Raw genomic sequence first — 20,927 nt, forward strand, 5'->3', positions numbered from 1 at the left:
GGGGATGGGCGGGCTACCACGTCCTCAGGGTGAGGACGTGGTCTTCTCCGGCGACGAGGTGGAGGGATTCCGAGCCGGAGGAAGTCCGCAGGTCGACGCGGTGGGTGCGGTCCGGCCGGATGACGGCGGTGGCGCCTTCCGGGGACCAGGTGAGGTCGATCCCGGCCCCGAACCGGGTCCGTACACCGCGCAGTGCGCCGCTGGGGTACGCCGCCGGCAGCGCGGGCAGCAGCACCAGCCGGTCGGGGGTGGACTGCACGAGCGTCTCGATCAGCACGGCGGGCAGGGTGTGCGCGGCGTCGGCGTTGTAGACGTCGCGCTTCGGGTAGTGGGCGCTCATCAGGGAGGCGTGGAAGAAGTCGCCGTCGAGGACCTGGCCGAGGGTGTGGGCGACGCGGTCGGCGTCCCTGAGCCGGGCCGCGACGAGGGCGTGGTGCAGATGGCCGTGCGCGGAGTCGTTCTCGGCGCCGCGCAGTTCGAGGGCGCGGTGGGCTGCGGCCGCCAGGCCGGGGGTGTCGTACGGGGTGATCTCGTCGAGCGGCCAGACGCCGTAGAGGTGGCTGAGGTGGCGGTGGTCGTAGGAGTCCTCGAGGCCCGGCCAGGCCCATTCGGCGAGGGCGCCGTCCTCGTTGACGCGGTGCGGCGGGAGCCGGTCGGCGAGGGCGTTCCAGCGGTCGGCGTCGGGGCCGGGGTGGTAGGCGGCGGCCGTGCGCAGGGCGTGGCGGGCCGCGGAGAGGTCCATGGCGGCGTTGAGGGTGCCCCAGCTCGCGTTCGCGGGCCGGTTCTCGGGTGAGTAGGAGGGGACGACGACGAGCTGCCCGTTCTCGTCGGTCCTGGTGAGGAAGTCCTCGTAGAACAGGGCGACTTCGGCGAGGGCGGCGGCGGTGCGGGGGTCGCGGGTGCCGTGGGTCTCGTCGTGGTCGACGAGCGGTTTGAGCAGCCAGTCGGCGCCGGCGGTCCACAGGTGCAGCGGGTACTCGCGGCTGTAGTGGTACGCGTGGCCCGACTCGCCGTCGGTGTGGGCGGGGGCGACCACGCCCCGGGCGCCGAAGACCGCGCGGGCGTTGTCGCGCCAGTCGGGGAGCTGGCGGTGGACGAGACGGGCGTGGGCCTCGGTGACCTCGGGGAGGGCGGCGGCAGCGGCCGAGGCGGTCTGGAGGTTGAGGTTGGCGTCGTTGGTGAAGGCGCCCGACCAGGCGGTGTTCCAGTCGCCGGTCCACAGTCCGGTCAGGCGGGGCGGGAAGAGGCCGCCGGCGGACAGCAGGTGGTAGCGGCCGGCCGCGAACAGCCGCTCCAGCAGGGCCGCGCTCCGGGGCCGTCGCAGCAGCTCCGTGCCCGGCAGGGCGCGTTCGGCGGGGTCGGCGGCCAGATCGAGGGTGACGCGCTGGTAGGCCGTGCGGTGGAGGGCGACGTGCCGGCCGAGGAGCTCGTCGAACCCGTGCGGCAGGTCGCTCAGCGCACGCCCCTCCTGGACGACGTCGAGTTCGCCGGTGTGCCGGTGGACCCGGGTGAGGAGCAGCACGGAGCGGGCTCCGGCCGCGTGCAGCCCCGGGGGCACGAGGGTCGTCGTGCCGCCCGTGACGACGACCAGGGTGACGCCGGTGCAGGCCCGGTCGCTGTCCGGGTAGCGGGCGCGCAGGCTCAGCAGGGCACCCTCGGGGGTGAGGACGGCTCCGTGGCCGACGCCCAGTCCGGCGGGGGCGCCGGGCAGCCGGTGGTCCAGGTCGATGACGAGGGTGAGGGCGGGACCGGTGACCTGCTGGACGATCACGTCGTCGGCGCGGGAGACGAAGACCCGGCTCTCCCATCCGGCGCAGGACGCCCGCACGACACCGGTGGTGAAGTCGACGTCACGCCGGTAGTCGTGACAGTCGCCCTGTGACCGTCGCAGCCGCACCTGGAACGCGGGGTGGAAGGGCTGCACCCACTGCAGCGGCCGGCCGTCCGTGAAGCCTTCGGCGGCGGTCGTGTCGCCGGCCAGGAGGCGGTCCTGGAGGGCGGGGAGGCCGGCGGCGAGCTGTGGGGGCCGGTCGTCCCTGCCGTTGGGGCGTACCAGGGTGTGATGGGTGACGATGACCCGCTCGATGTCCGGATCCCCGAACACCAGGGCGCCGTGGTGGCCGTTGCCGCTCAGGAAACCGTCCTCCCAGCGGAGGGCCGGGTGCGGCTCCCACGTGCCGTGGACGGGTGCCGAGCCGGTCACGGGCGCAGCACCGCCGTCCCGTAGCGGCCGAGAGTGATCCGGTCCGTGACGGTGTCCCCCGTGAGCAGGTCGTGGTGGGTACCGGGCACGTCGACGGCGACCGGCTCGCGGCCGTGGTTGAGCACGAACAGCAGCTCGCCCCGGCGTACGGCCTCGACCTGTTCGGGGAGGCCGTCGAGGACCGGCCGGACGCCCGCGCCGCCGGCGATCCGGGCCAGCAGGTCGCGCAGCGCCCCGGGTTCCGGGAGCGTGGAGACGTACCAGGCCCGGCCCTTGCGCAGGATCGCGGGCAGTCCGTCGAGTTCGCCGCCCTGGTACGCGACGGTCTCCTCGGCGGTGCCGTCGGGCTCCAGTTCCTCGGACCACAGCGTGCCGTGCAGGCCCTCGCAGGCGACGGTCTCCCCCGCGTCGAGCGGCCACCACTCGTGCAGGGTGCGGATGCCGAACAGCTCGCGCAGCCGGGCGTCCATGCCGCCGGGCCGCACCCGGTCGTCCTCGTCGGCGACGCCGGTCTGGAAGCCGCAGACGAGGGTGCCGCCCTGCCGTACATGGCCGAGGAGGTTGTCGACGGCCGCGTCGGTGAGCGCGTACAGCTGCGGCACGACGACCACCCGGTACGACGTCAGGTCGTGCTCCGGGTGGGCGAAGTCGGTGGTGAGGTGCGCCTGCCACAGGGCCCGGTGCCAGGCGCGCAGCACGTCCGGGTAGTCCACCCGGCTGGAGAGGCGGCCGTCCTGGGCGCCGGCCCACCAGGAGTGCCAGTCGTGCAGGACGGCGATGTCCGCGGTGATGGGCCGGCCGGTCACCTCCGGGGCGATCCGTGCCAGCTCCGCACCGAGGCGCTTGACCTCCTGGAAGGTGCGGCCCTCCTCCCCCGCGTGGCTGACCATGCCGGAGTGGAACTTCTCCGCGCCCTGCCGGGACTGCCGCCACTGGAAGTAGCAGACGGCGTCGGCGCCCCGGGCCACGGCCTGGAGGGACCAGAGCCGGTTGAGGCCGCGCGGCTTGGGGTGGTTCACGCCCCGCCAGTTGACCGGCCCGGCCGCCTGTTCCATGAGCATCCACGGCCCGCGGGCCTGGGAGCGGGTCATGTCCTGGACGAGGGCGCCGCTCTGGGCGCCGAGCGGGTCACGCGGGTCCGGGTAGAGGTCGACGGAGACGACGTCCTCCTCCCCCGCCCAGCGCCAGGCGTCCTGCCCGAACCACAGCGGCATGAAGTTGCTGGTGACCGGGAGGTGCGGGGTGTGCCGCCGGACGATGTCCCGTTCGGCGGCGTAGCACTCCAGGAGCATGTCGGAGGTGAAGCGCCGGAAGTCCAGCATCTGAGCGGGGTTGCGCATGTAGTGGGGCAGGCGGGGCGGCAGGATGCCGTCCCAGGTGTCATAGCCCTGGCTCCAGAAGGCGGTGCCCCAGGCCTCGTTGAGGGCGTCGAGCGTGCCGTACTTCTCCCGCAGCCAGCGGCGGAAGGCGGCCGCGGCCTCGTCGCCGTGGTCGAGGGTGCAGTACTCGTTGTTGATGTGCCACATGGTGAGGGACGGGTGGCCGCCGTAGCGGGCCGCCAGGTCCTCGGTGATGGCGGCTGCGTAGCGCCGGTAGGTGGCGCTGGAGTGGGAGAAGTGCTGGCGTCCGCCCCACCACTCGGTGCGGCCGTCCTCGGTGACGGGCAGGGTGTCGGGGTGCAGCCGCCCCATCCAGGGCGGGGGCGAGGACGTGGGCGTGGCCAGCACGACGCCGATGCCGTTGTCGTGCATCAGGTCCGTCAGCGTGTCCAGCCAGCCGAACTCGCGTGCCCCGGGCTCCGGTTCCAGCTTCGACCAGGAGAAGACCCCGAGGGTGACGGAGTTGACGCCGGCGTCCTTCATCAGCCGGACGTCCTCGTGCCAGGTCGCCTCCGGCCACTGCTCCGGGTTGTAGTCGCCACCGAAGAGGAGGCGGCCTCTGGTCGCATCACTCAGGTCGGGCATCAGACGGGCTCCCCGTACTGCACGCCGCGTCCGTTGGTGCCGAGGTAGACCCGGCCGTACACACGCGGATCGCCGCTGATGCACGCGCCGATCCAGCCCCACTGGTGCCGGTCGTCGTTGATCCGTGTCCAGGTCTTCGCCTCGTCGTCGGAGCGGTACACGGCGGTGATGCTCTCGGTGGAGCCGACCATGTAGACCGCCGGGTAGGAGGCGCCCTCGGCGGCCTTGCCGAAGCCGAGGGTGTAGGAGGCCCAGCAGCTCGCGACCTTGCTGAAGGTGGCACCGCCGTCCGTCGACCGGTACAGCCCGTTCGACTTCAGGCTGAGCCACAGGTCGCCGGAGCGCCCGGGCGCCACGGCCAGCTGGAACTCGCTGTCGCCCGAGCTGAGGCCGGTAGCCCGCGCGGTGAAGGTCAGGCCGCCGTCGGTGCTGGTGTGCAGGGTGCCGGTCGTGGTGTCGAAGGCGTAGAAGCGGGCCGGGTCCACGGGGTCCGCCACCGGGGTGGCCCCCTGCGGGAAGGAGGCGACCTCGGACCAGGTGGCGCCGTTGTCCGCGGAGCGGTAGCCCGGGTCGCCCGTTCCGAAGGACCACAGCAGCACGCTGCCGTCGGCGTTGGCGGCGATCGGCCCCGGCGCGGACTTGGCCACCTCCGGCTGGGCCTTGAAGGGCGCCCAGGTCTTGCCCCCGTCGTTCGACCAGGCGCCGTTGCCGTGGTCACCCCAGCCGGCCCGGACGACGTAGGACGGCCTGGCCGCGGCCAGCGCGAGCCCCGTCGCCGTGCCGAACACCGGGTTCGACGCCATGCCGCGCGACGGGGAGGCGGTGAGCCGCTCGTGGTACATGACCCCGATGTCCCCGGAGCCGCTGATCAGGTGCGCCTCCCCGGTCGGAGGCGAGATCAACCGGCGTACGGAGGCCTCCTCCAGACCGCGGATTTCCGGCGCCCAGTGCCTGAGGTCGCGGGTGCCGTACAGGGTCGCGCCGGTGCCGTAGACGATGTGTTCGGAGTCGTACGGGTCGAGGCCGACGGCCTGGATCCACCAGCCGAACTTGGGCTTGTCGGCGCCCCACTTGAGGTAGTGCGTCTCGGAGACGTCGAAGACGGCCTTGTCCTTCAGGGACGTCCAGGTGCGGCCGCCGTCGGTGGAGCGGTACACGGTGTCGACGTCGGCCCAGCGGTTGTTGGTCGAGACGACGAGCGTGCCGGGGCGGCGGGCGTCGACGGCGACACCGCCGTAGCCGAAGGTGTCGGCGGAACCGTCGGCCGTCGTGCCCCCCGGCTTCACCGGGGTGACCTCGGTCCACTTCCCGCCTACGGTGCGCATTTTGTGCACGCTGCCGTCGGACTGGCCGTTGGGTCCTGGAGCGTTGGCGTACGTCACGTACAGCTCGCGGGTGTGCCGGTCGTAGGCGGCCCGGATCGGTACCTTGGCGGCGGCACCGGCGGGCTGCCCGGGGACGGCCTCCCAGGTCGTGCCGTCCGAGGTCCTGTAGAGGTTCGCGGAGGTGCCGTCGGAGTCGCCCCAGCCGGCGTAGACCGTACGGCCGGCCGCGACCAGGAGGGTGACGCCCTGGCCGGTGGCGCCGGGCGCGGCCGGGAAGCTCACGGCCTTCCAAGTGGCACCCCGGTCGGATGACTTGAGCAGTCCGTCGTGCCGGGTGCCGAGCCACAGCGTGTCGCTGTCCCGGGGGTCGACGAGCAGCCGCTCGCCGCAGCCACGTCCGTCCTCGTTGGCCCCGAGCTTCACGCCGAGGTCGGTGCGTTTCCAGGTGGCTCCCCGGTCCTCGGACCGCAGCACGGCCCCGTTGCCGGCCCAGGACTGCGTGTACGTCCCGAGGGCGAGGTACAGCCGGTTCGGATGCGCCGGGTCGACGGCCATGGCCTCCACGCCGAGCAGGTTCCAGTCGTCCCAGCCGATGTGGTCGGTGAGCGGGACCCACCGGTCGGTCCGGTCGTCCCAGCGGTAGGCGCCGCCGATGTCGGTCCGGGCGTAGGCGAGTCCGCGGACGGAGGGGTGGAAGAGGACGCCGGTGATGAATCCGGTGCCGCCCTGGACGGCGTTGCGCCAGCGGTAGGCCTGGCCGGCGGAGGCAGCCGCTCCGGCGGCGTGTGCCCGCCCGGGCTGGACGGGGACGGCGGTGAGCGCGGCGGCGGCCGCGGTCCCGGCCAGGACGGTTCTTCTGCTGGGGCGGGACGCGTGCATGACATACCTCGTCTTTGCGAAGGGGGGAGGGGGAAAGAACCTGGGGCGCGGGGAAGTGCGCGATCAGCCACGGCGAGGCCGCACAGGGGAGACGACGGACAGCCCTTTCGGTGCGAGCCGTCAGCCCTTCACCGCGCCCGTCAGCATGCCCTTCTTGAAGTGCCGCTGGACGAAGGGCGACAGCACGGCGACCGGCAACAAGGCCATCACCATGACCGCCATCTGCACCGCCAGCCCCGACAACTGACCGGTCTTGATGGCCTGGCCCAGACCGACCGGCGCTTCCTGCTTCTGCACGAGCTGGATCATGACGTTCTGCAACGGCATCATGTCCTGGTCGTTCAGGTAGATCGACGCGTTGAACCAGGCACTCCAGTACCCGACGGCGTAGAACAGCGTGATCACCGCGAGGACGGCCCGCGACAGCGGCATGACGATCTGCCAGAGGATGCGGAAGTCCCCGGCGCCGTCGATGCGCGCACTGTCGATGAGTTCCTGCGAGATCCCCATGAAGAAGCCGCGCAGCACCAGGATGTTGAAGACGCTCACCGCGCTCGGCAGGATCAGCGCGAGGTAGCTGTCCATCAGGCCGAGGGACTGCACGAGCAGATAGGTGGGGATGAGGCCGGCACTGAAGAACATGGTCGCCAGCAGCGTCATCAGGATCCAGCGGTGGCCGAGGGACCCGCTGCGGGAGAGGCCGTAGGCGCACAGGACGGACACCGCCATGGAGAACAGTGTGCCGACCAGGGTGACGAGGACGCTGATGATCGCGGCGCGGGTGACCTGGCCGCCGCTGAGCAGTTCCTGGTACGCGATGAAGGTGATGCCCTTGGGCACCAGCACCAGGCCGCCCGCCTCGTCGATGGTCTTCCGCGAGGAGAGGCTGGTGACGACCACGATCCACAGCGGGAAGAGGATCGCCAGGCAGGCGAGGGACAGGGCGATGGCCTTGCCCGCGAGGCCCGCCCTGGAGGGCTCCTCCTCCCACGCCGGGCGGGGCGGAGCGGCCCACGGGCGCGGCGTGTTCGCCGGTTTCTCGATGACGGCGGTCACTTCTTGTACACCCCCTGCTCGCCCATGAGATGGGCCACCTTGTTCGCGGCGAGGACCAGGCCGATGCTGACCACGCCCTTGATGAGACCGGCGGCGGCCGCGTAGCTGAAGTCCTGGTTGCGCACGCCGTTCCACCACACGAAGGTGTCGAGGACCTCTCCCGCACCCGGTCCGACGGCGTCGCGTTGCAGCAGGATCTGCTCGAACCCGACGGTCAGGGCGTCGCCGACGCGCAGCACGAGGAGGAGGGCGATCACCGGGCGCAGGGCGGGCAGCGTGACGTGCCACATGCGCCGCCAGCGTCCGGCGCCGTCCATCGCGGCGGCCTCGTACAGGTCCGGGCTGACCGACGCCAGGGCGGCGAGGAAGACGATGATCCCCCACCCGGCGTCCTTCCACACGCTCTCCGCGGTGAGCAGGAAGGGGAAGGTGTCCGGGTTGGTCATGATGTCGATGCCGTCGTACCCGTTCTGCCGCAGCAGCTGAGAGAGCATCCCCGCGCCGCCGAACATCTGCTGGAAAACGGCGATGACCAGCACCCACGAGAAGAAGTGCGGCAGGTAGAGCACCGCCTGCGCGACGGCCCGCACGCGGGGCCGGACCACGCTGTTGATGAGCAGCGCGAGCAGGATCGGGATCGGGAAGAACAGCATGAGCTGGACGAGAAACAGCACCAGCGTGTTCTCGACGGCGTTCCAGAAGGCCGAGTCCTCGAAGATCCGCTGGAAGTTCTCCAGGCCCACGAAGGGGCTGTTCAGGATGGAGATGATGCCGTTGTCGCTGACGTAGGGATCGTAGTCCTGGAAGGCGACGACGTTGCCGAGGATGGGCAGGTAGTTGAAGACCAGCACCAGCAGGACGGTCGGCAGGGTCATGAGGACCAGGACGCGATCGCGTCGGAACCTGTGCCGGAGGCTCAGCTTGCCCGCAGGTGGCTTCTCCCGGGAACCGGTGGCGTCACCGGACGCCGCCGCGCTCTTCTCGGGCGGTGCGGCCTCGGCGCTGCTCCGAGGCACCGTGCTGTGCGACACGGCTGTTCTCCTTGCCTCAGAGCCTGGTCAGCTCGCCGCCGAGCCGTTCTCGTCGAGAAGCTTCTTGTACCAGTCGCGCAGCTTGTCGCCGCCCTTGTTCTTCCAGTCGGAGACGAACTGCTGCATGTCGCTGATCTTCTTCCGGCCGCGGACGATGTCGTCCTCGAGCTGCTCGGCGTCGTTGGAGAGGTTGGTGTACCGGGCGGGCTCGGTGATCTGCATGCCCCAGAAGGTGGACTTCTTGGCGAAGGCGCCCATGCGCTGCTGCCACTCGACCTGGCCCTTGGCGACCTCGGGGAAGTCGGGGTGCGCGAGGGTCGCGGCGGGGCTCGCGACCATGATGTAGGCGTTCATCACCTCGATGTTGCCCTTGTCGGTCTTGACGGGGACGCCGTCCTTGACGGTGTAGTGGGTGCCTTCGATGCCGTAGTTGGTCATCATGTACTCCTTGGTGCCGTACGGCGCCGCGGTGACGTTGGCGACGGCCAGCACGTCGCGGATGACCGACTCGGAGGCCTTCTTGTTGACGAAGGCGAAGATGCCGGCGGGCTGTTCGGCCCACAGGGTGGGGTTGCCGCCGTCGTGGCCCCAGACGTCCATGCCCCAGATCTTGAATTCCGGGTTCTGAGTGGCCTGTTCAGCGGTGCGGCCCCACCACTGGGAGATGTTGTTGGGGTAGATCAGGAACTCGCCCGCCGCGAACTTGGGGCCCGGATCCGGGGCGTTCTTGCCCATCTTGGAGTCGGGGTGGACGACCCCGGCGGCGAAGAGCTTGCGGGACCACTCCAGCGCCTCGAGGAACTCCTCGGTCTCGATGCGGTTGACGAGCTTGCCGTCGACGAGGTTCCAGCCGAGCGGCTTCTCCGTACCCGAGAGCACACCGAAGGCCTGGAAGGCGGTCCACTTCATGTCCAGGCAGGCCCACCGCCTGGCCCTGGCGTTGGTGATCTCCTTGGCCAGGGTCATGAACTCGTCGCAGGACTTCGGGACTTCGTAGCCCTCCTTCTCGAAGATGTCCTGCCGGTACAGGGGCACCATGGAGGGGGCGGACGGCGCCGGCATGGGCAGGCCGCGCAGCTTGCCGCCGAAGATGGCGCGCTGCCAGGCGTCGGTCGGGATCGCCGCGAGGTTCGGGTACTCCTTGACCTTGTCCCCGGACAGGTAGGGGCCGAGGTCGGCGAACTTGCTGATGATGGCGCTGGGTATCTTGCCGCCCATGTTCCACCCGGGGACGACCACCACGTCCGGTACGTCGCTGGAGGCGAGGACCGCGCCGAGCTTCTGGTCGTAGGTGTTGCCGTCCTGGTTCTGCCAGACGACGTCGACGCCTATCAGGTCGTTCATCGCCGTGTAGTAGGCGTTGTTCTGCTTCGGCGGCGAGCCCCAGAACGGCGACATGATGGTGACCTTGCCGCCCTTGCCGAGCTTCTTCGAGACCGAGGTCTTCAGGGTGGAGAGGTCCAGCTTGCTGGTGAATCCGATGGCCGAACCGTTCTTGGACGGGATGTCCGGCTTCACCACGTTGCCGGCCACATAGGCGGGCAGGATCTTCTTGGCGTCCTTGCCCGACGTGGTCCCCTCCCGCGACCCGCCGTCCGACCCGCCGCAGGCGGAGAGCAGCGGCACCCCACCGGCCACCGCTGCGGTGGCGACCGCGGTGGAGGCGAGGAACGATCTCCGGCTCGGTCCGGAGGAGGCGGCGTTCGGCGTCATTGCGTCAACCCTTCATGGCACACCAGGACACCCGGCGGAGAGCCGTCGGCTGCGGTGTCTCGAGTGGAACTGGCTGAGCCGAAGCGAGCCTTCGACCCACGTACCGGGGGTTGAGCAGTCGAAGCGCTTCGATGTTGCTGTGAGGTTAAGTGAACGCCCCAGGGTGCACAAGAGTCGTCCCCGAACTTCCTTCTGGGCACGAGAAGGGACTTTCGTCGTGCACCGCTTGAAGTGACAGCGCCGGTCCCTTGACACCCGACCCGTCGCCGAACCAGCATCGAAGCGCTTCGAAAGCGCCTCGCCGATCCATCGCAAGGGGATCCCCACGTGACCGCACACACGCCACCCACCGAACCGTTCCGCGATCCGCGGCTGCCGTTCGCGCAACGCGTCGACGACTTGCTGGGGCGGCTCACCCTCGACGAGAAGATCTCCTTCCTGCACCAGTACGCTCCCGCCGTCGAACGGCTCGGCATCGCCGCCTTCCGCACCGGCCAGGAGGCGCTGCACGGCGTGGCGTGGATGGGCCGGGCGACGGTCTTCCCGCAGGCGGTCGGTCTGGGCGCGACCTGGAACCCGGAGCTGGTGCGGCGCGTCGGTGACGCCGTCTCCAAGGAGATCCGCGCGATGCGCGCCCGGGACGACCGCGTCGGCCTCAACGTCTGGGCGCCGACGGTCAACCTGCTGCGCCACCCCCTGTGGGGCCGCAACGAGGAGGGTTACTCCGAGGACCCGAAGCTCACCTCGGCGATCGCCACCGCCTACACGTACGGCCTGCGGGGCGACCACCCGGCCTACTGGCGCACCGCGCCCGTGCTGAAGCACTGGCTGGCCCACAACAACGAGACCGACCGGTCGACGACGTCGAGCTCGGTGCGTCCGCGCGTGCTGCACGAGTACGACCTGCGGGCCTTCCGCGAGACCGTCGAGGCGGGCGCGGTGGCCGGGGTGATGCCGGCGTACAACCTGGTCAACGGCCGCCCCAACCACGTCTCGCCGTACCTGCGCGAGCACCTGCGGGCCTGGACCGACGAGGAGCTGCTGGTCTGCTCGGACGCGGGCGCGCCGAGCAACCTGGTCGACTCCGAGCACTACTTCGACACCCATGAGGAGGCCACCGCGGCCGCGCTGCTGGCGGGCGTCGACAGCTTCACCGACCACGGCACGGACTCCTCGCGGATCACCGGGCGTCTGCGCGGCGCCCTGGAGCGGGGGCTGCTGAAGGAGGCCGACCTCGACACGGCCGTACGACGTCAGCTGTCGGTCCGCTTCCGGCTCGGCGAGTTCGACCCGGAGTACGACCCGCACGGCGCCACCGGCGAGTTCGACACCCCGGCGCACCGGGACCTGGCGCGGGAGACGGCCGAGCAGGCGGTGGTGCTGCTGAAGAACGACGGGGTGCTGCCGCTCGCCCCGGACACCCGGGTCGCGGTGGTGGGGCCGCTCGCCGACGAGTGCAAGCTCGACTGGTACAGCGGCACGCTCATCCACCGCTCGACACCGCTGGAGGGCCTGTACGAGCGGTTCGGCACGGAGCGGGTGGAGTTCGCGGAGGGCGTGGACCGGGTCCGGCTGAAGACCTCCGTGGGCGTCTTCCTGCACGTGCCCGCGGCCGAGGACGCCGCCGAGCGGGTGCGCGGCGCCGAGGGCGCGCTCGACCCGGCGCTGCTCACGGGCCGCACCGACCTGCCGCCGCTGACCACCGACGCGGCCGGCACCGAGCTGGCGCTGGTCGACTGGGGCGAGGGCGTGCTGACCCTGCGCGCGCCCGACGGCCGCTACCTGTCGGTCGCCGACGACGGCCGCGTCCGCGCCGCCGCCGACCAGCCGGGCGGCTGGATCGTCCAGGAGACCTTCCGTCTGGAACCGCACGGGAACGGGCACCTCCTGAAGCACCTGGGAACCGGTCGCCACGTGTGTGTCTCCGCCGACGGCGTGAAGGTTGCCGACGAGGACCCCGAGGTGTTCGAGCTGGTCGTCGCCGAGCGCGGCGAGGAGGCGGTGGGGCGGGCCGCCGCCGCGGCCGACGTGGTCGTGGTGGTCGCGGGCAACGACCCGCACATCAACGGCCGCGAGACCGAGGACCGTACGACCCTGCGCCTGCCGGAGCACCAGGAGCGGCTGCTCAGGGCCGCCCGGGCGGCGAATCCGGCCACGGTGCTGGCGCTGGTCTCCGCCTACCCGTACGCGTTCGACCCGACCGGCCTCCCGGCCGTGCTGTGGACCGCGCACGGCGGCCAGGCGGCCGGCACCGCCCTGGCCCGCGTGCTGGCCGGCGACGTCTCCCCCGCCGGCCGCCTCCCGCAGACCTGGTACGCCGACGACGCCGACCTGCCCGGCCTTCTCGACTACGACGTGATCGGCGGCCGCCAGACGTACCTCTACTTCGAGGGCACGCCCCTGTTCCCCTTCGGGCACGGCCTGTCGTACGCGTCGTTCTCGTACGGCGAGCTGACGGCCCGGGCCGAGGGCGGCACGCTGCACGTCTCCTTCTCCGTCACCAACACCGGCGACGTCACCGCAGACGAGGTCGCCCAGCTCTACACCCGGGCCGTCGACCCGTCCGTGCCCCGTCCGCGCCGCGAGCTGCTGGATCACCGCCGCGTCACCCTCGCCCCGGGCGCGAGCGCCGCCCTGAGCTTCGAGGTCCCGGTGAGCGCCTTCGCGTTCTGGGACGTGGTCCAGGACCGGTGGCGGGTCCAGCCGGGCGGGTACGAGTTGCTGGCCGGCGCCTCCTGCGAGGACATCCGGCTGCGCACGACCGTCACGCTCGACGGCGAGCCCGCCATGGCCCGTCCGGTGGTCGCGGGCGGCCTGACCCCGGCCTGCTTCGACGAGCAGAGCGGCATCGAGATCGTCGACCGCACGAAGGTGTCGGGCGACGCGGTGACACCGGCGGACGGGACCCGGGGCGAACTGGTCTACCGCCGCTGCGACTTCGGGCACGGCATCACCGATGTGACGGTGGAGGTGGCCGGTGAGGGATCGGTCGAGCTGTCCCTCGACGGCGGCCCGGTCCTCGCGGTGCTGTCGCCCGCCGCGCCTACGGCAGGCACGTACGACTACGTCTCCGTGGGCGCGTCCTTGGTCGCGGCCGGCGAGCACGATCTGTACCTGAGACTGCGCGGCCCGCTGCGGCTCGCGCACGTCGGCTTCTCCGGTTGAGGGTCCGGAGCAGGCCGGCGCACAGAAGAGGCCCGGCACCGGAAGGCATCGGTGCCGGGCCTCTTCATGAAGGCTACCTGAAAATGGTTCCCATGTACTAGAGGGTGATGCCCGTGAGGACGAGCACGCGCTCGTAGGTGTAGTCCTCCATCGCGAACCGCACGCCCTCGCGGCCCACGCCGGACTGCTTGACGCCGCCGTAGGGCATCTGGTCGGCGCGGTAGGACGGCACGTCGCCGATGACCACACCGCCGACCTCGAGCGCCCGGTGGGCCCGGAAGGCGGTCTGCAGGTCGTGGGTGAACACGCCCGCCTGGAGGCCGTACTTGGAGTCGTTGACGGCTGCGAAGGCCTCGGCCTCGCCGTCCACCTTCTGCACGGTGAGGACGGGCCCGAAGACCTCCTCGCAGGAGATCGTCACGTCGGCCGGTACGCCGGCCAGGACGGTCGGCGCGTAGGAGGCACCGTCGCGCTTGCCGCCGGTGAGCAGCTGGGCGCCGGCGTCGACCGCCTCCTGGACCCAGGTCTCGACGCGCCGGGCGGCGTCCTCGCTGACCAGCGGGCCGACGTCGGTGGCGTCGTCGCTCGGGTCGCCGGTGACCTGGGCCTCGACGGCGGCGACGACGCGCGGCAGCAGGCGGTCGTACACGGAGGCGTCGGCGATGACCCGCTGGACGGAGATGCAGGACTGGCCGCCCTGGTAGTTGGAGAAGGTGGCGATGCGGTTCGCCGCCCAGTCCAGGTCCTGGTCGCTCGCCCAGTCCGCGAGGACGACGGCCGCGCCGTTGCCGCCCAGCTCCAGGGTGCAGTGCTTGCGCGGCACCGAGTCCATGATCGCGTAGCCGACCTTCTCGGAGCCGGTGAAGGAGATGACGGGCAGGCGCTCGTCCCGCACGAGGGCGGGCATCCTGTCGTTGGCGACCGGCAGGATGCTCCAGGAGCCCGCGGGCAGTTCGGTCTCGGCGAGCAGGTCACCGATGATCAGGCCGGACAGCGGGGTCGCCGGGGCCGGCTTCAGGATGATCGGGGCGCCGGCGGCGATGGCCGGGGCGACCTTGTGGGCGCAGAGGTTCAGCGGGAAGTTGAAGGGCGCGATGCCGAGGACGACGCCCTTCGGGAAGCGGCGGGTGAGGGCGAGCCGGCCCTGACCGCCGAGGTCGGTGTCGAGGCGCTGCGCCTCGCCCCCGTTGAACCGCCGGGCCTCCTCGGCCGCGAACCGGAACACGGACACCGCCCGGCCGACCTCGCCGCGCGCCCACTTCAGGGGCTTTCCGTTCTCGGCGGAGATCAGCCGCGCGATCTCCTCGGTGCGCTCGACGAGGCGCTTGCTGACGTGGTCGAGGGCGGCGGCCCGGACGTGTGCCGGCGTCGCGGCGAACTCGTCCCGCACGGCGTACGCGGCGGCCACGGCCTCCTCGACCTGCGCGTCCGTCGGCACGCTCACCTGACCGACGAGCCGCCCGTCCCACGGGGAGGTGACGTCGAAGGTGTCCTCGCCGGTGGCCTGGCGGCCGGCGAGCCAGAAGGCGTGGGTGGAGGTCATGTTCGTTCCGGCCCTTCGGCGTTGGGGGTGATCGTGTGCTACGTGGTCAACGGTAGGCGCGGGATGGCCGAAGGTCGTTTGTCCGGGGCGTAGCAACAGAGGGCGGGGACACTACATTTTGGCTACTCGGAGCTGGTCGCCTTGAGGGCCAGCCAGAGTTCCATCCGCGCGTCGGCGTCGTCCAGGGACCGGCCGAGGATCTCCTCGACGCGCCGCATGCGGTAGCGGAGCGTGTGGCGGTGCACGCCGAGGTCGGCCGCGGCCGCGTCCCACTGGCCGTGCCGGGACAGCCAGGCACGCAGGGAGGCGACGAGGTCGCCGCGGCCCGTGGCGTCGTGCTCGTACAGGGGCCGCAGCATGCCGTCGGCGAACGCCCGCACCGCGTCGTCCGCCAGCAGCGGCAGCACCGACCCGGCCGCCATCTGCTCGTGCTCCACGAGGACGCGCCCACGCCGCCGCGCCACCGACAGCGCCTGCTGGGCCTGCTTGTAGGCGGAGGACGCGGCGATGGGACCGGCCGGTGCCGACAGGCCCACGACCAGCCCGCTCTCCTCACCGCCCGGCCTCTTCTCGCGTATGCCCGCCCGGGCGGTCTCCAGGGCGGCCGCGTACTCCTCGCAGGCCGCCGCGGCGGCACCGCCGTCGGAGGCCAGCACCACCAGCCGCTCCCCCTCGGGCACGACCAGGAGGGCCTCACCGGTGCGGGCCGCGGCGGACTCCATGACGTCGGCGAGCGCCGCGAGGGGGTCCCCGCCGGTGTCGGCCGCGGCCAGCGCGGCGGCCGACGGCCGGTCGGCGGCCGGAGCGCCCGACCGGACCTCGGTAGGGGTCAGCGCGGCCGACGCCGACACCGGCACCCGCTCCGCCACCAGCATCCGGAAAGGCGCGTCCAGCAGCCCGCCGTACAGGTCCCCGGCGACCGCACGCGCGTGGTCCGGCTCCCCGGCCAGCAGCATGCGGAGCACCGCCGTGCCGACCCGCTGCTCGGCGGCCTGGAGGGACCGGGAGCGTTCCGTGGTCAGGGTCAGCAGCGCGATGGCCGAGTGCACGGCGTAGCGCTCGGCGGTGCCCGGGGCGGCGGCCGTGCCCACGGCCAGGGCCGCCCGGGGGCGCCTGCCGGTGCCGACGGTGTGCAACTCCACCCGGTCCTCGTTCTCCGGGCCGCTGACCACCGAGGAGGCGGGCGCGGGCCGCTCCCGCAGCCGCTGCACGTCGTCGGTGAGCCGCGCGGCCCGCCGTCCCGCCCATTCCGGTGCCGCGGCGACGACGGCGCCCGAGGCGTCGTACAGCGCCGCCCATCCGTCGATCTGTGAGGCCAGCGCGGCCAGCAGTCCCTCCGGTCCGCCCGTCTGCGCCTGCCTGGTCAGCTCGCGCTGGGCGGCGAACCCCGCCGTGACGGCCCGGTACTGGTCGGCGGCGATCGCGGCGGACACGGCCTTGCTTATGGCCAGGAAGGGAGTGCGGCGCGGCACCTCCAGCAGCGGCAGGCCCTCCTCCTCGGCCGCGTCGACGAGCGCCTTCGGGATCTCCTCGTAGTTGAGGCCCACGGCGAAGCCGAGCCCGACCACACCCGCTCCGACCAGCCGGCGGACGTAGCGGCGCATGGCCTCCGGGTCCTCGGCGTCCAGTTTGAGGGCGGTGACCAGCAGCAGTTCCCCGCCCTCCATGTAGGGGACGGGGTCGGCGAGCTCGCTGACGTGCGCCCAGCGGACCGGGACGTCGAGGCGGTCTTCGCCCGCCCGCACGGTCAGTTTCAGCGCGGAGTGATGGACGAGCGAGGCGAGCGTCGGGGGCATGAGGCCTTCATGTCTGCGTCAGGGCTGGGATGCCGTGTGAAGCTGTGTGATCTTTGTGCTCATTTGGCCGCCACGTATGAACGACCTGTGACGATTCTGCCTCACCGTACGGTCCCCGCGTACCCGCACCGGCCGGAAGCCGTCAGCTCCGCAGATCCACCAGCAGGGGCGGCGCGTGCTCGCCCTTCACATCGGTCAGCGACAGCACCGCGTGCCCGGCCGGCACCCCGTGCGCCAGCTCGGACGCGGACCAGCGCTCCCGCTCGACCTGCCGTACGGTCACCGCCCGCGCGGTCGCGTCCTTTCCGGTGATCACACGGCGCAGCATGTGCACGGCCTTGCCCGCGGGCGTCTCCGCGATGATCTGCCGGTCCGTGACGTCGCGGGCCTCGGTCCACTCCTTGCCCCACACCTCGGCGAAGTCCTGCCCGTCCCACGGGGTGAGCCCCGACAGGGCCATCCGGCAGCCGGTGGCGCCGAGCAGCGGACCGCGCAGCGGCCGGGCGACGTCGTCCAGCGTCCGCAGGGTGAGCACGACACCGGCGTTGCCGGACCGCAGCCGCTGGATGCCGCGGACCGCCTCGGGCGTCACCACACCGGTCGCGTCGTCGATCACCAGACAGGCGAACAGGGACCGGTCCTCACGCACCGCGACACTCGCCGTGAACTGGGCGAGCACCAGCCGCGCCAGCATCCGGGAGGCGTCGGCGTGCCCGCGCTCGGGCAGGTCGATCCGCACCCGCACGGGGTGGTCGAGGGCCTTGAGAGTGAAGGGCCGGCCGGCCCCGGAGGTGTCGAAGAAGGAGGCGAAGGCCGGCCGGTCCAGCAGCGCCACGCGGTCGGCGAGCACCCCGCCGACGTCGCCGGGCTGGCCCATCTGCCGCTCGCGGGCGTCGAGTTCACGCAGCAGCGACTCCTGCCCGGCGTCGTGCAGCCCCTGCCGCAGGGCGGCGAACGGCTGCGGCGCCCCGTCCAGCAGCTGCCGCAGCTCCGGTACGGACGGAAAACGCCCGTGCACGGCCCGGAACGGCCCGAGCAGCTGGGCCAGAACGGTCGTCGAACGCCTGCTGTCGCTTCCCGGGTGCGGATCGGCGAGATCCCCGACGAGCGCCTCGGCGAGCACGGCCGCGGCCTCGTCCGGGTCGGTGGTCCCGCCGTACAGATCGAGGTCGTACTCGGACTCCTGGTTCCCGATCCGCACGACGACGTCGTACGCGTCGGCCGGCCCGATCCCCGCCCCGGCGCCCCCGACGACGACCACGGCGGCGCGTCCGGCCAGGGCGTGCAGGCAGAGGGATTCGGCGATGGGCCGGACGACGGTGCCGGTCTTGCCGGAGCCGGCGGGGCCGACGGCCACGAGCGAGGTGCCGAGCAGGTCGGGGCCGAGGGCGAGCCCCGCGCCGCGGTAGGCGTACGGGTTGCGGGCGTCGTCCACGGTGGTCCCGAGCCGTACCTGCCCGGTGAGCAGGTCGTGCCGGGCCAGCCGGGCCGGCAGGTCGCGCTCCCCCGAGGGGTGGAGGCAGGCGGCGGCACCGTCCTTGAGCACGGCACCGCTGAAGGTGGCGAGGCTGTGCCGTCCGGTGCGCACGCCCTGCCAGGCGCGCAGGATCCGGGCGTGGTCGACGTCCCGCATCAGCCCGGCGTGCGCCTCGACGGCGAGCCGCTCGGCGGCGTCGACGGCTCCCGCCGCCCGCAGCTCGTTCCACTGGGCCGGGTCGTCCTGGGGGTCCGGCTGCGCGGCCTGGGGCTCCGCCCGGCGGAAGCGGGGAGTGACGAAACGGCGCCACACCTCTCCCCAGCGGCCGAGCCTGGCCACCCCGACCATGATCCCCAGGGCGACGAGCAGCTCGTACCCCCGGTACACCATGAACGTGCCGGTCTCGCCGAGATCGCTGTCGCCGCCGCGCCAGGCGTCGGGGACGATCAGGTCGAACGGCACCCACCACCAGTTGCCGAGGTACCCGTTCTGCAGCAGCGACCAGATCAGCCATCCCACCAGGAAGGCGATCAGCGCACCGCTCAGCAGTTGCCGGGTGGGGATCTCGTCGGGCTCCTCCGCGGGCCGCGGCCGGTGCCCGAACCGCCACACGCCGGGCGCGGCGTCGGGGCGCGGCGCGCGCAGCCAGGTGAGGAAGGCCGACCCGTCCGGCGGTGGCGCCACCGGCGCCCGGGGAGGCACGGGAGGCATCGCGGGCACCTCCGGAGGTCCCGCCGGACGCGGCACGGGATGCGCGTGCGTACCCCTGGCCTCCTGCGTCCCGTCGCTGTCCATCGCCCTTGCCCCCTGACCAGCCGCTCCGTCCACCATCAGCGAGCCAATCTAACGCCCTCTCCTGGGGAGTTCACCGCTTACACGGCCGGGTCGTGGGCAGCAGCCCCACGAGACCGCCATGTCCACCCCGGACAAGCCGCGCGGCCGACAACGCCCACATGGAGCATGCCCGCCCCCCTTCCCCCGCCCTAGCCTGCGAGAAAAGAAGCCAGGCGTTCGTTCGTCACCATCCGCACCACCCCAGGAGCCCCGCATGACCGCACTTCCGCAGGAGCGTCGCGTCGTCACCGCCATTCCCGGTCCGAAGTCGCAGGAACTGCAGGCCCGCCGTACCGCCGCCGTCGCCCAGGGTGTGGGGTCCGTGCTGCCGGTGTTCACGGCGCGTGCCGGTGGCGGGATCATCGAGGACGTCGACGGGAACCGGCTCATCGACTTCGGGTCGGGCATCGCCGTGACCTCCGTCGGTGCCTCCGCCGAGGCCGTCGTCCGGCGGGCGTCGGCGCAGCTGGCCGACTTCACCCACACCTGTTTCATGGTCACGCCGTACGAGGGGTACGTCGAGGTCGCCGAGGCGCTCGCCGAGCTGACCCCGGGTGACCACGCCAAGAAGAGCGCGCTGTTCAACTCGGGTGCCGAGGCCGTCGAGAACGCGGTGAAGATCGCGCGGGCGTACACCAAGCGGCAGGCCGTCGTGGTGTTCGACCACGGCTACCACGGGCGCACCAACCTGACGATGGCGCTGACCGCGAAGAACATGCCGTACAAGCACGGCTTCGGTCCGTTCGCGCCCGAGGTGTACCGCGTGCCGGTGGCGTACGGCTACCGCTGGCCGACCGGCGCCGAGAACGCGGGTCCGGAGGCCGCCGCGCAGGCCATCGACCAGATCAGCAAGCAGGTCGGCGCGGAGAACGTCGCCGCGGTCATCATCGAGCCGGTGCTCGGCGAGGGCGGTTTCATCGAGCCGGCCAAGGGCTTCCTGCCGGCCATCCGCCAGTTCGCCGCCGACCACGGCATCGTCTTCGTCGCCGACGAGATCCAGTCCGGCTTCTGCCGTACGGGGCAGTGGTTCGCGTGTGAGGACGAGGGGATCGTCCCCGATCTGATCACGACCGCCAAGGGCATCGCCGGTGGTCTGCCGCTCGCCGCCGTCACCGGGCGGGCCGAGATCATGGACGCGGCGCACGCCGGCGGTCTGGGCGGCACCTACGGCGGCAACCCGGTCGCCTGCGCCGGCGCGCTGGGGTCGATCGAGACGATGAAGGAGCTCGACCTCAACGGCAAGGCCAAGAACATCGAGGCCGTCATGAAGGCGCGCCTGACCGCTATGCAGGACAAGTTCGACATCATCGGCGACGTCCGCGGGCGCGGCGCGATGATCGCCATCGAGCTGGTCAAGGACCGCACGACGAAGGAGCCGAACCCGGAGGCGACCGCCGCGCTCGCCAAGGCCTGCCACGCCGAGGGCCTGCTGGTCCTGACCTGTGGCACCTACGGCAACGTGCTCCGCTTCCTGCCTCCGCTGGTGATCGGCGAGGACCTGCTGAACGAGGGCCTCGACATCATCGAGGAGGCATTCGCGCGCATTTGACGCCGCTGCCGCGCGCGAGCGGCAGAGCGTGTGAAGAAGGTGTGCGAGGTGGATGACAGGGGGCCCTGCGGCCTGTCCTCGGCGCATCCCCTGTCGTAGGTTCTACCCAGATGAGAGATACACCCCGCCCACAGGGGACTGTGGGTGACACCAGGCCGGGGCCTCCCCAGCTTCGACCTGGTCGTGCCCTCGCGCACACCGGAGCCTGAAGGGCTCTGGATCTCCTCACCGATCGGACGGTCGCCCGCCCCAAACCCCCCGGGGCGCGCGACGTTCCGGTCCTTTCGGCCGCCTCGGAACCTCCCCCCTGTTCCGGGGCGGCCGGCCTCCTTCTTCCTTCTCTTCGGGCGACCGCGCGGGACCGGCCGTCGCGCACCAGGGGATCTCCGCGC

The 20,927-nt window shown here is 72.0% G+C and carries 11 protein-coding genes and 1 pseudogene; 3 read left to right on the top strand and 9 right to left on the bottom strand.

Going from position 1 to position 20,927, the window contains the following annotated elements; all coding sequences use genetic code 11:
* Nucleotides 1-13: 13 nt before the first annotated feature.
* The 6 genes from IE97_RS0104570 to IE97_RS0104595 form a co-directional block, all read right to left on the bottom strand.
* Entirely contained in the window at nucleotides 14-2,203 is a 2,190-nt protein-coding gene (locus tag IE97_RS0104570; RefSeq protein ID WP_030231426.1) for a glycosyl hydrolase family 95 catalytic domain-containing protein, read from the bottom strand.
* On the bottom strand, nucleotides 2,200-4,167 hold the full coding sequence (locus IE97_RS0104575; protein ID WP_030231428.1) for a beta-galactosidase: 1,968 nt from the start codon (nucleotides 4,165-4,167) through the stop codon (nucleotides 2,200-2,202). The genes IE97_RS0104570 and IE97_RS0104575 overlap by 4 nt, the downstream gene beginning before the upstream one ends.
* The gene (locus IE97_RS0104580; RefSeq protein WP_030231430.1) at nucleotides 4,167-6,371 is read right to left on the bottom strand and encodes a sialidase family protein; all 2,205 of its coding nucleotides are present in this window, start codon (nucleotides 6,369-6,371) and stop codon (nucleotides 4,167-4,169) included. Before IE97_RS0104580 ends, IE97_RS0104575 begins: the two co-directional genes overlap by 1 nt.
* 120 nt (nucleotides 6,372-6,491) lie before the next feature.
* Nucleotides 6,492-7,427, bottom strand: a complete 936-nt coding sequence (locus IE97_RS0104585; RefSeq protein ID WP_030231432.1) for a carbohydrate ABC transporter permease — start codon at nucleotides 7,425-7,427, stop codon at nucleotides 6,492-6,494.
* Nucleotides 7,424-8,458 (bottom strand): ABC transporter permease, encoded by a 1,035-nt coding sequence (locus IE97_RS0104590; RefSeq protein ID WP_030231435.1) that lies wholly within the window; start codon nucleotides 8,456-8,458, stop codon nucleotides 7,424-7,426. The genes IE97_RS0104585 and IE97_RS0104590 overlap by 4 nt, the downstream gene beginning before the upstream one ends.
* 27 nt (nucleotides 8,459-8,485) lie before the next feature.
* Nucleotides 8,486-10,171, bottom strand: coding sequence for an extracellular solute-binding protein (locus IE97_RS0104595; RefSeq protein WP_030231439.1), 1,686 nt, complete (start codon nucleotides 10,169-10,171; stop codon nucleotides 8,486-8,488).
* A gap of 327 nt (nucleotides 10,172-10,498) precedes the next feature.
* Between IE97_RS0104595 and IE97_RS0104600 the strand changes: the two genes are divergently transcribed.
* Nucleotides 10,499-13,336, top strand: a complete 2,838-nt coding sequence (locus IE97_RS0104600; protein WP_030231443.1) for a glycoside hydrolase family 3 C-terminal domain-containing protein — start codon at nucleotides 10,499-10,501, stop codon at nucleotides 13,334-13,336.
* A gap of 97 nt (nucleotides 13,337-13,433) precedes the next feature.
* Here IE97_RS0104600 and IE97_RS0104605 read toward each other — a convergent pair whose 3' ends face one another.
* The 3 genes from IE97_RS0104605 to IE97_RS0104615 form a co-directional block, all read right to left on the bottom strand.
* Nucleotides 13,434-14,879 (bottom strand): aldehyde dehydrogenase family protein, encoded by a 1,446-nt coding sequence (locus tag IE97_RS0104605; RefSeq protein ID WP_030231445.1) that lies wholly within the window; start codon nucleotides 14,877-14,879, stop codon nucleotides 13,434-13,436.
* Nucleotides 14,880-15,001: 122 nt separating this feature from the next.
* Nucleotides 15,002-16,675 carry a PucR family transcriptional regulator gene (locus tag IE97_RS0104610; RefSeq protein ID WP_030231446.1) on the bottom strand — a complete coding sequence of 558 codons (1,674 nt, stop codon included), beginning with the start codon at nucleotides 16,673-16,675 and terminating at the stop codon, nucleotides 15,002-15,004.
* Nucleotides 16,676-16,817: 142 nt separating this feature from the next.
* Nucleotides 16,818-18,947, bottom strand: coding sequence for a hypothetical protein (locus IE97_RS0104615; RefSeq protein ID WP_030231447.1), 2,130 nt, complete (start codon nucleotides 18,945-18,947; stop codon nucleotides 16,818-16,820).
* A gap of 253 nt (nucleotides 18,948-19,200) precedes the next feature.
* On the opposite strand from IE97_RS0104615, the gene gabT reads away from it, so the two are divergent.
* Together gabT and IE97_RS43715 are read left to right on the top strand one after the other, a co-directional pair.
* Nucleotides 19,201-20,535 (top strand): 4-aminobutyrate--2-oxoglutarate transaminase, encoded by a 1,335-nt coding sequence (gene gabT, locus IE97_RS0104620; protein WP_030231448.1) that lies wholly within the window; start codon nucleotides 19,201-19,203, stop codon nucleotides 20,533-20,535.
* A 110-nt stretch (nucleotides 20,536-20,645) separates the two neighbouring features.
* Nucleotides 20,646-20,862: pseudogene (locus IE97_RS43715) on the top strand (phosphoesterase); the annotation flags it as partial.
* Between the last annotated feature and the right edge of the window lie 65 nt (nucleotides 20,863-20,927).

Source organism: Streptomyces sp. NRRL S-455, from assembly GCF_000717875.1.
Taxonomy (GTDB): domain Bacteria; phylum Actinomycetota; class Actinomycetes; order Streptomycetales; family Streptomycetaceae; genus Streptomyces.

Coding starts and splice junctions, on each gene's coding strand:
- IE97_RS0104575 (WP_030231428.1), bottom strand. CDS start 4,167: ATGCCCGACCTGAGTGATGCGACCAGAGGCCGCCTCCTCTTCGGTGGC.
- IE97_RS0104580 (WP_030231430.1), bottom strand. CDS start 6,371: ATGCACGCGTCCCGCCCCAGCAGAAGAACCGTCCTGGCCGGGACCGCG.
- IE97_RS0104595 (WP_030231439.1), bottom strand. CDS start 10,171: ATGACGCCGAACGCCGCCTCCTCCGGACCGAGCCGGAGATCGTTCCTC.
- IE97_RS0104605 (WP_030231445.1), bottom strand. CDS start 14,879: ATGACCTCCACCCACGCCTTCTGGCTCGCCGGCCGCCAGGCCACCGGC.
- IE97_RS0104610 (WP_030231446.1), bottom strand. CDS start 16,675: ATGCCCCCGACGCTCGCCTCGCTCGTCCATCACTCCGCGCTGAAACTG.
- IE97_RS0104615 (WP_030231447.1), bottom strand. CDS start 18,947: ATGGACAGCGACGGGACGCAGGAGGCCAGGGGTACGCACGCGCATCCC.
- gabT (WP_030231448.1), top strand. CDS start 19,201: ATGACCGCACTTCCGCAGGAGCGTCGCGTCGTCACCGCCATTCCCGGT.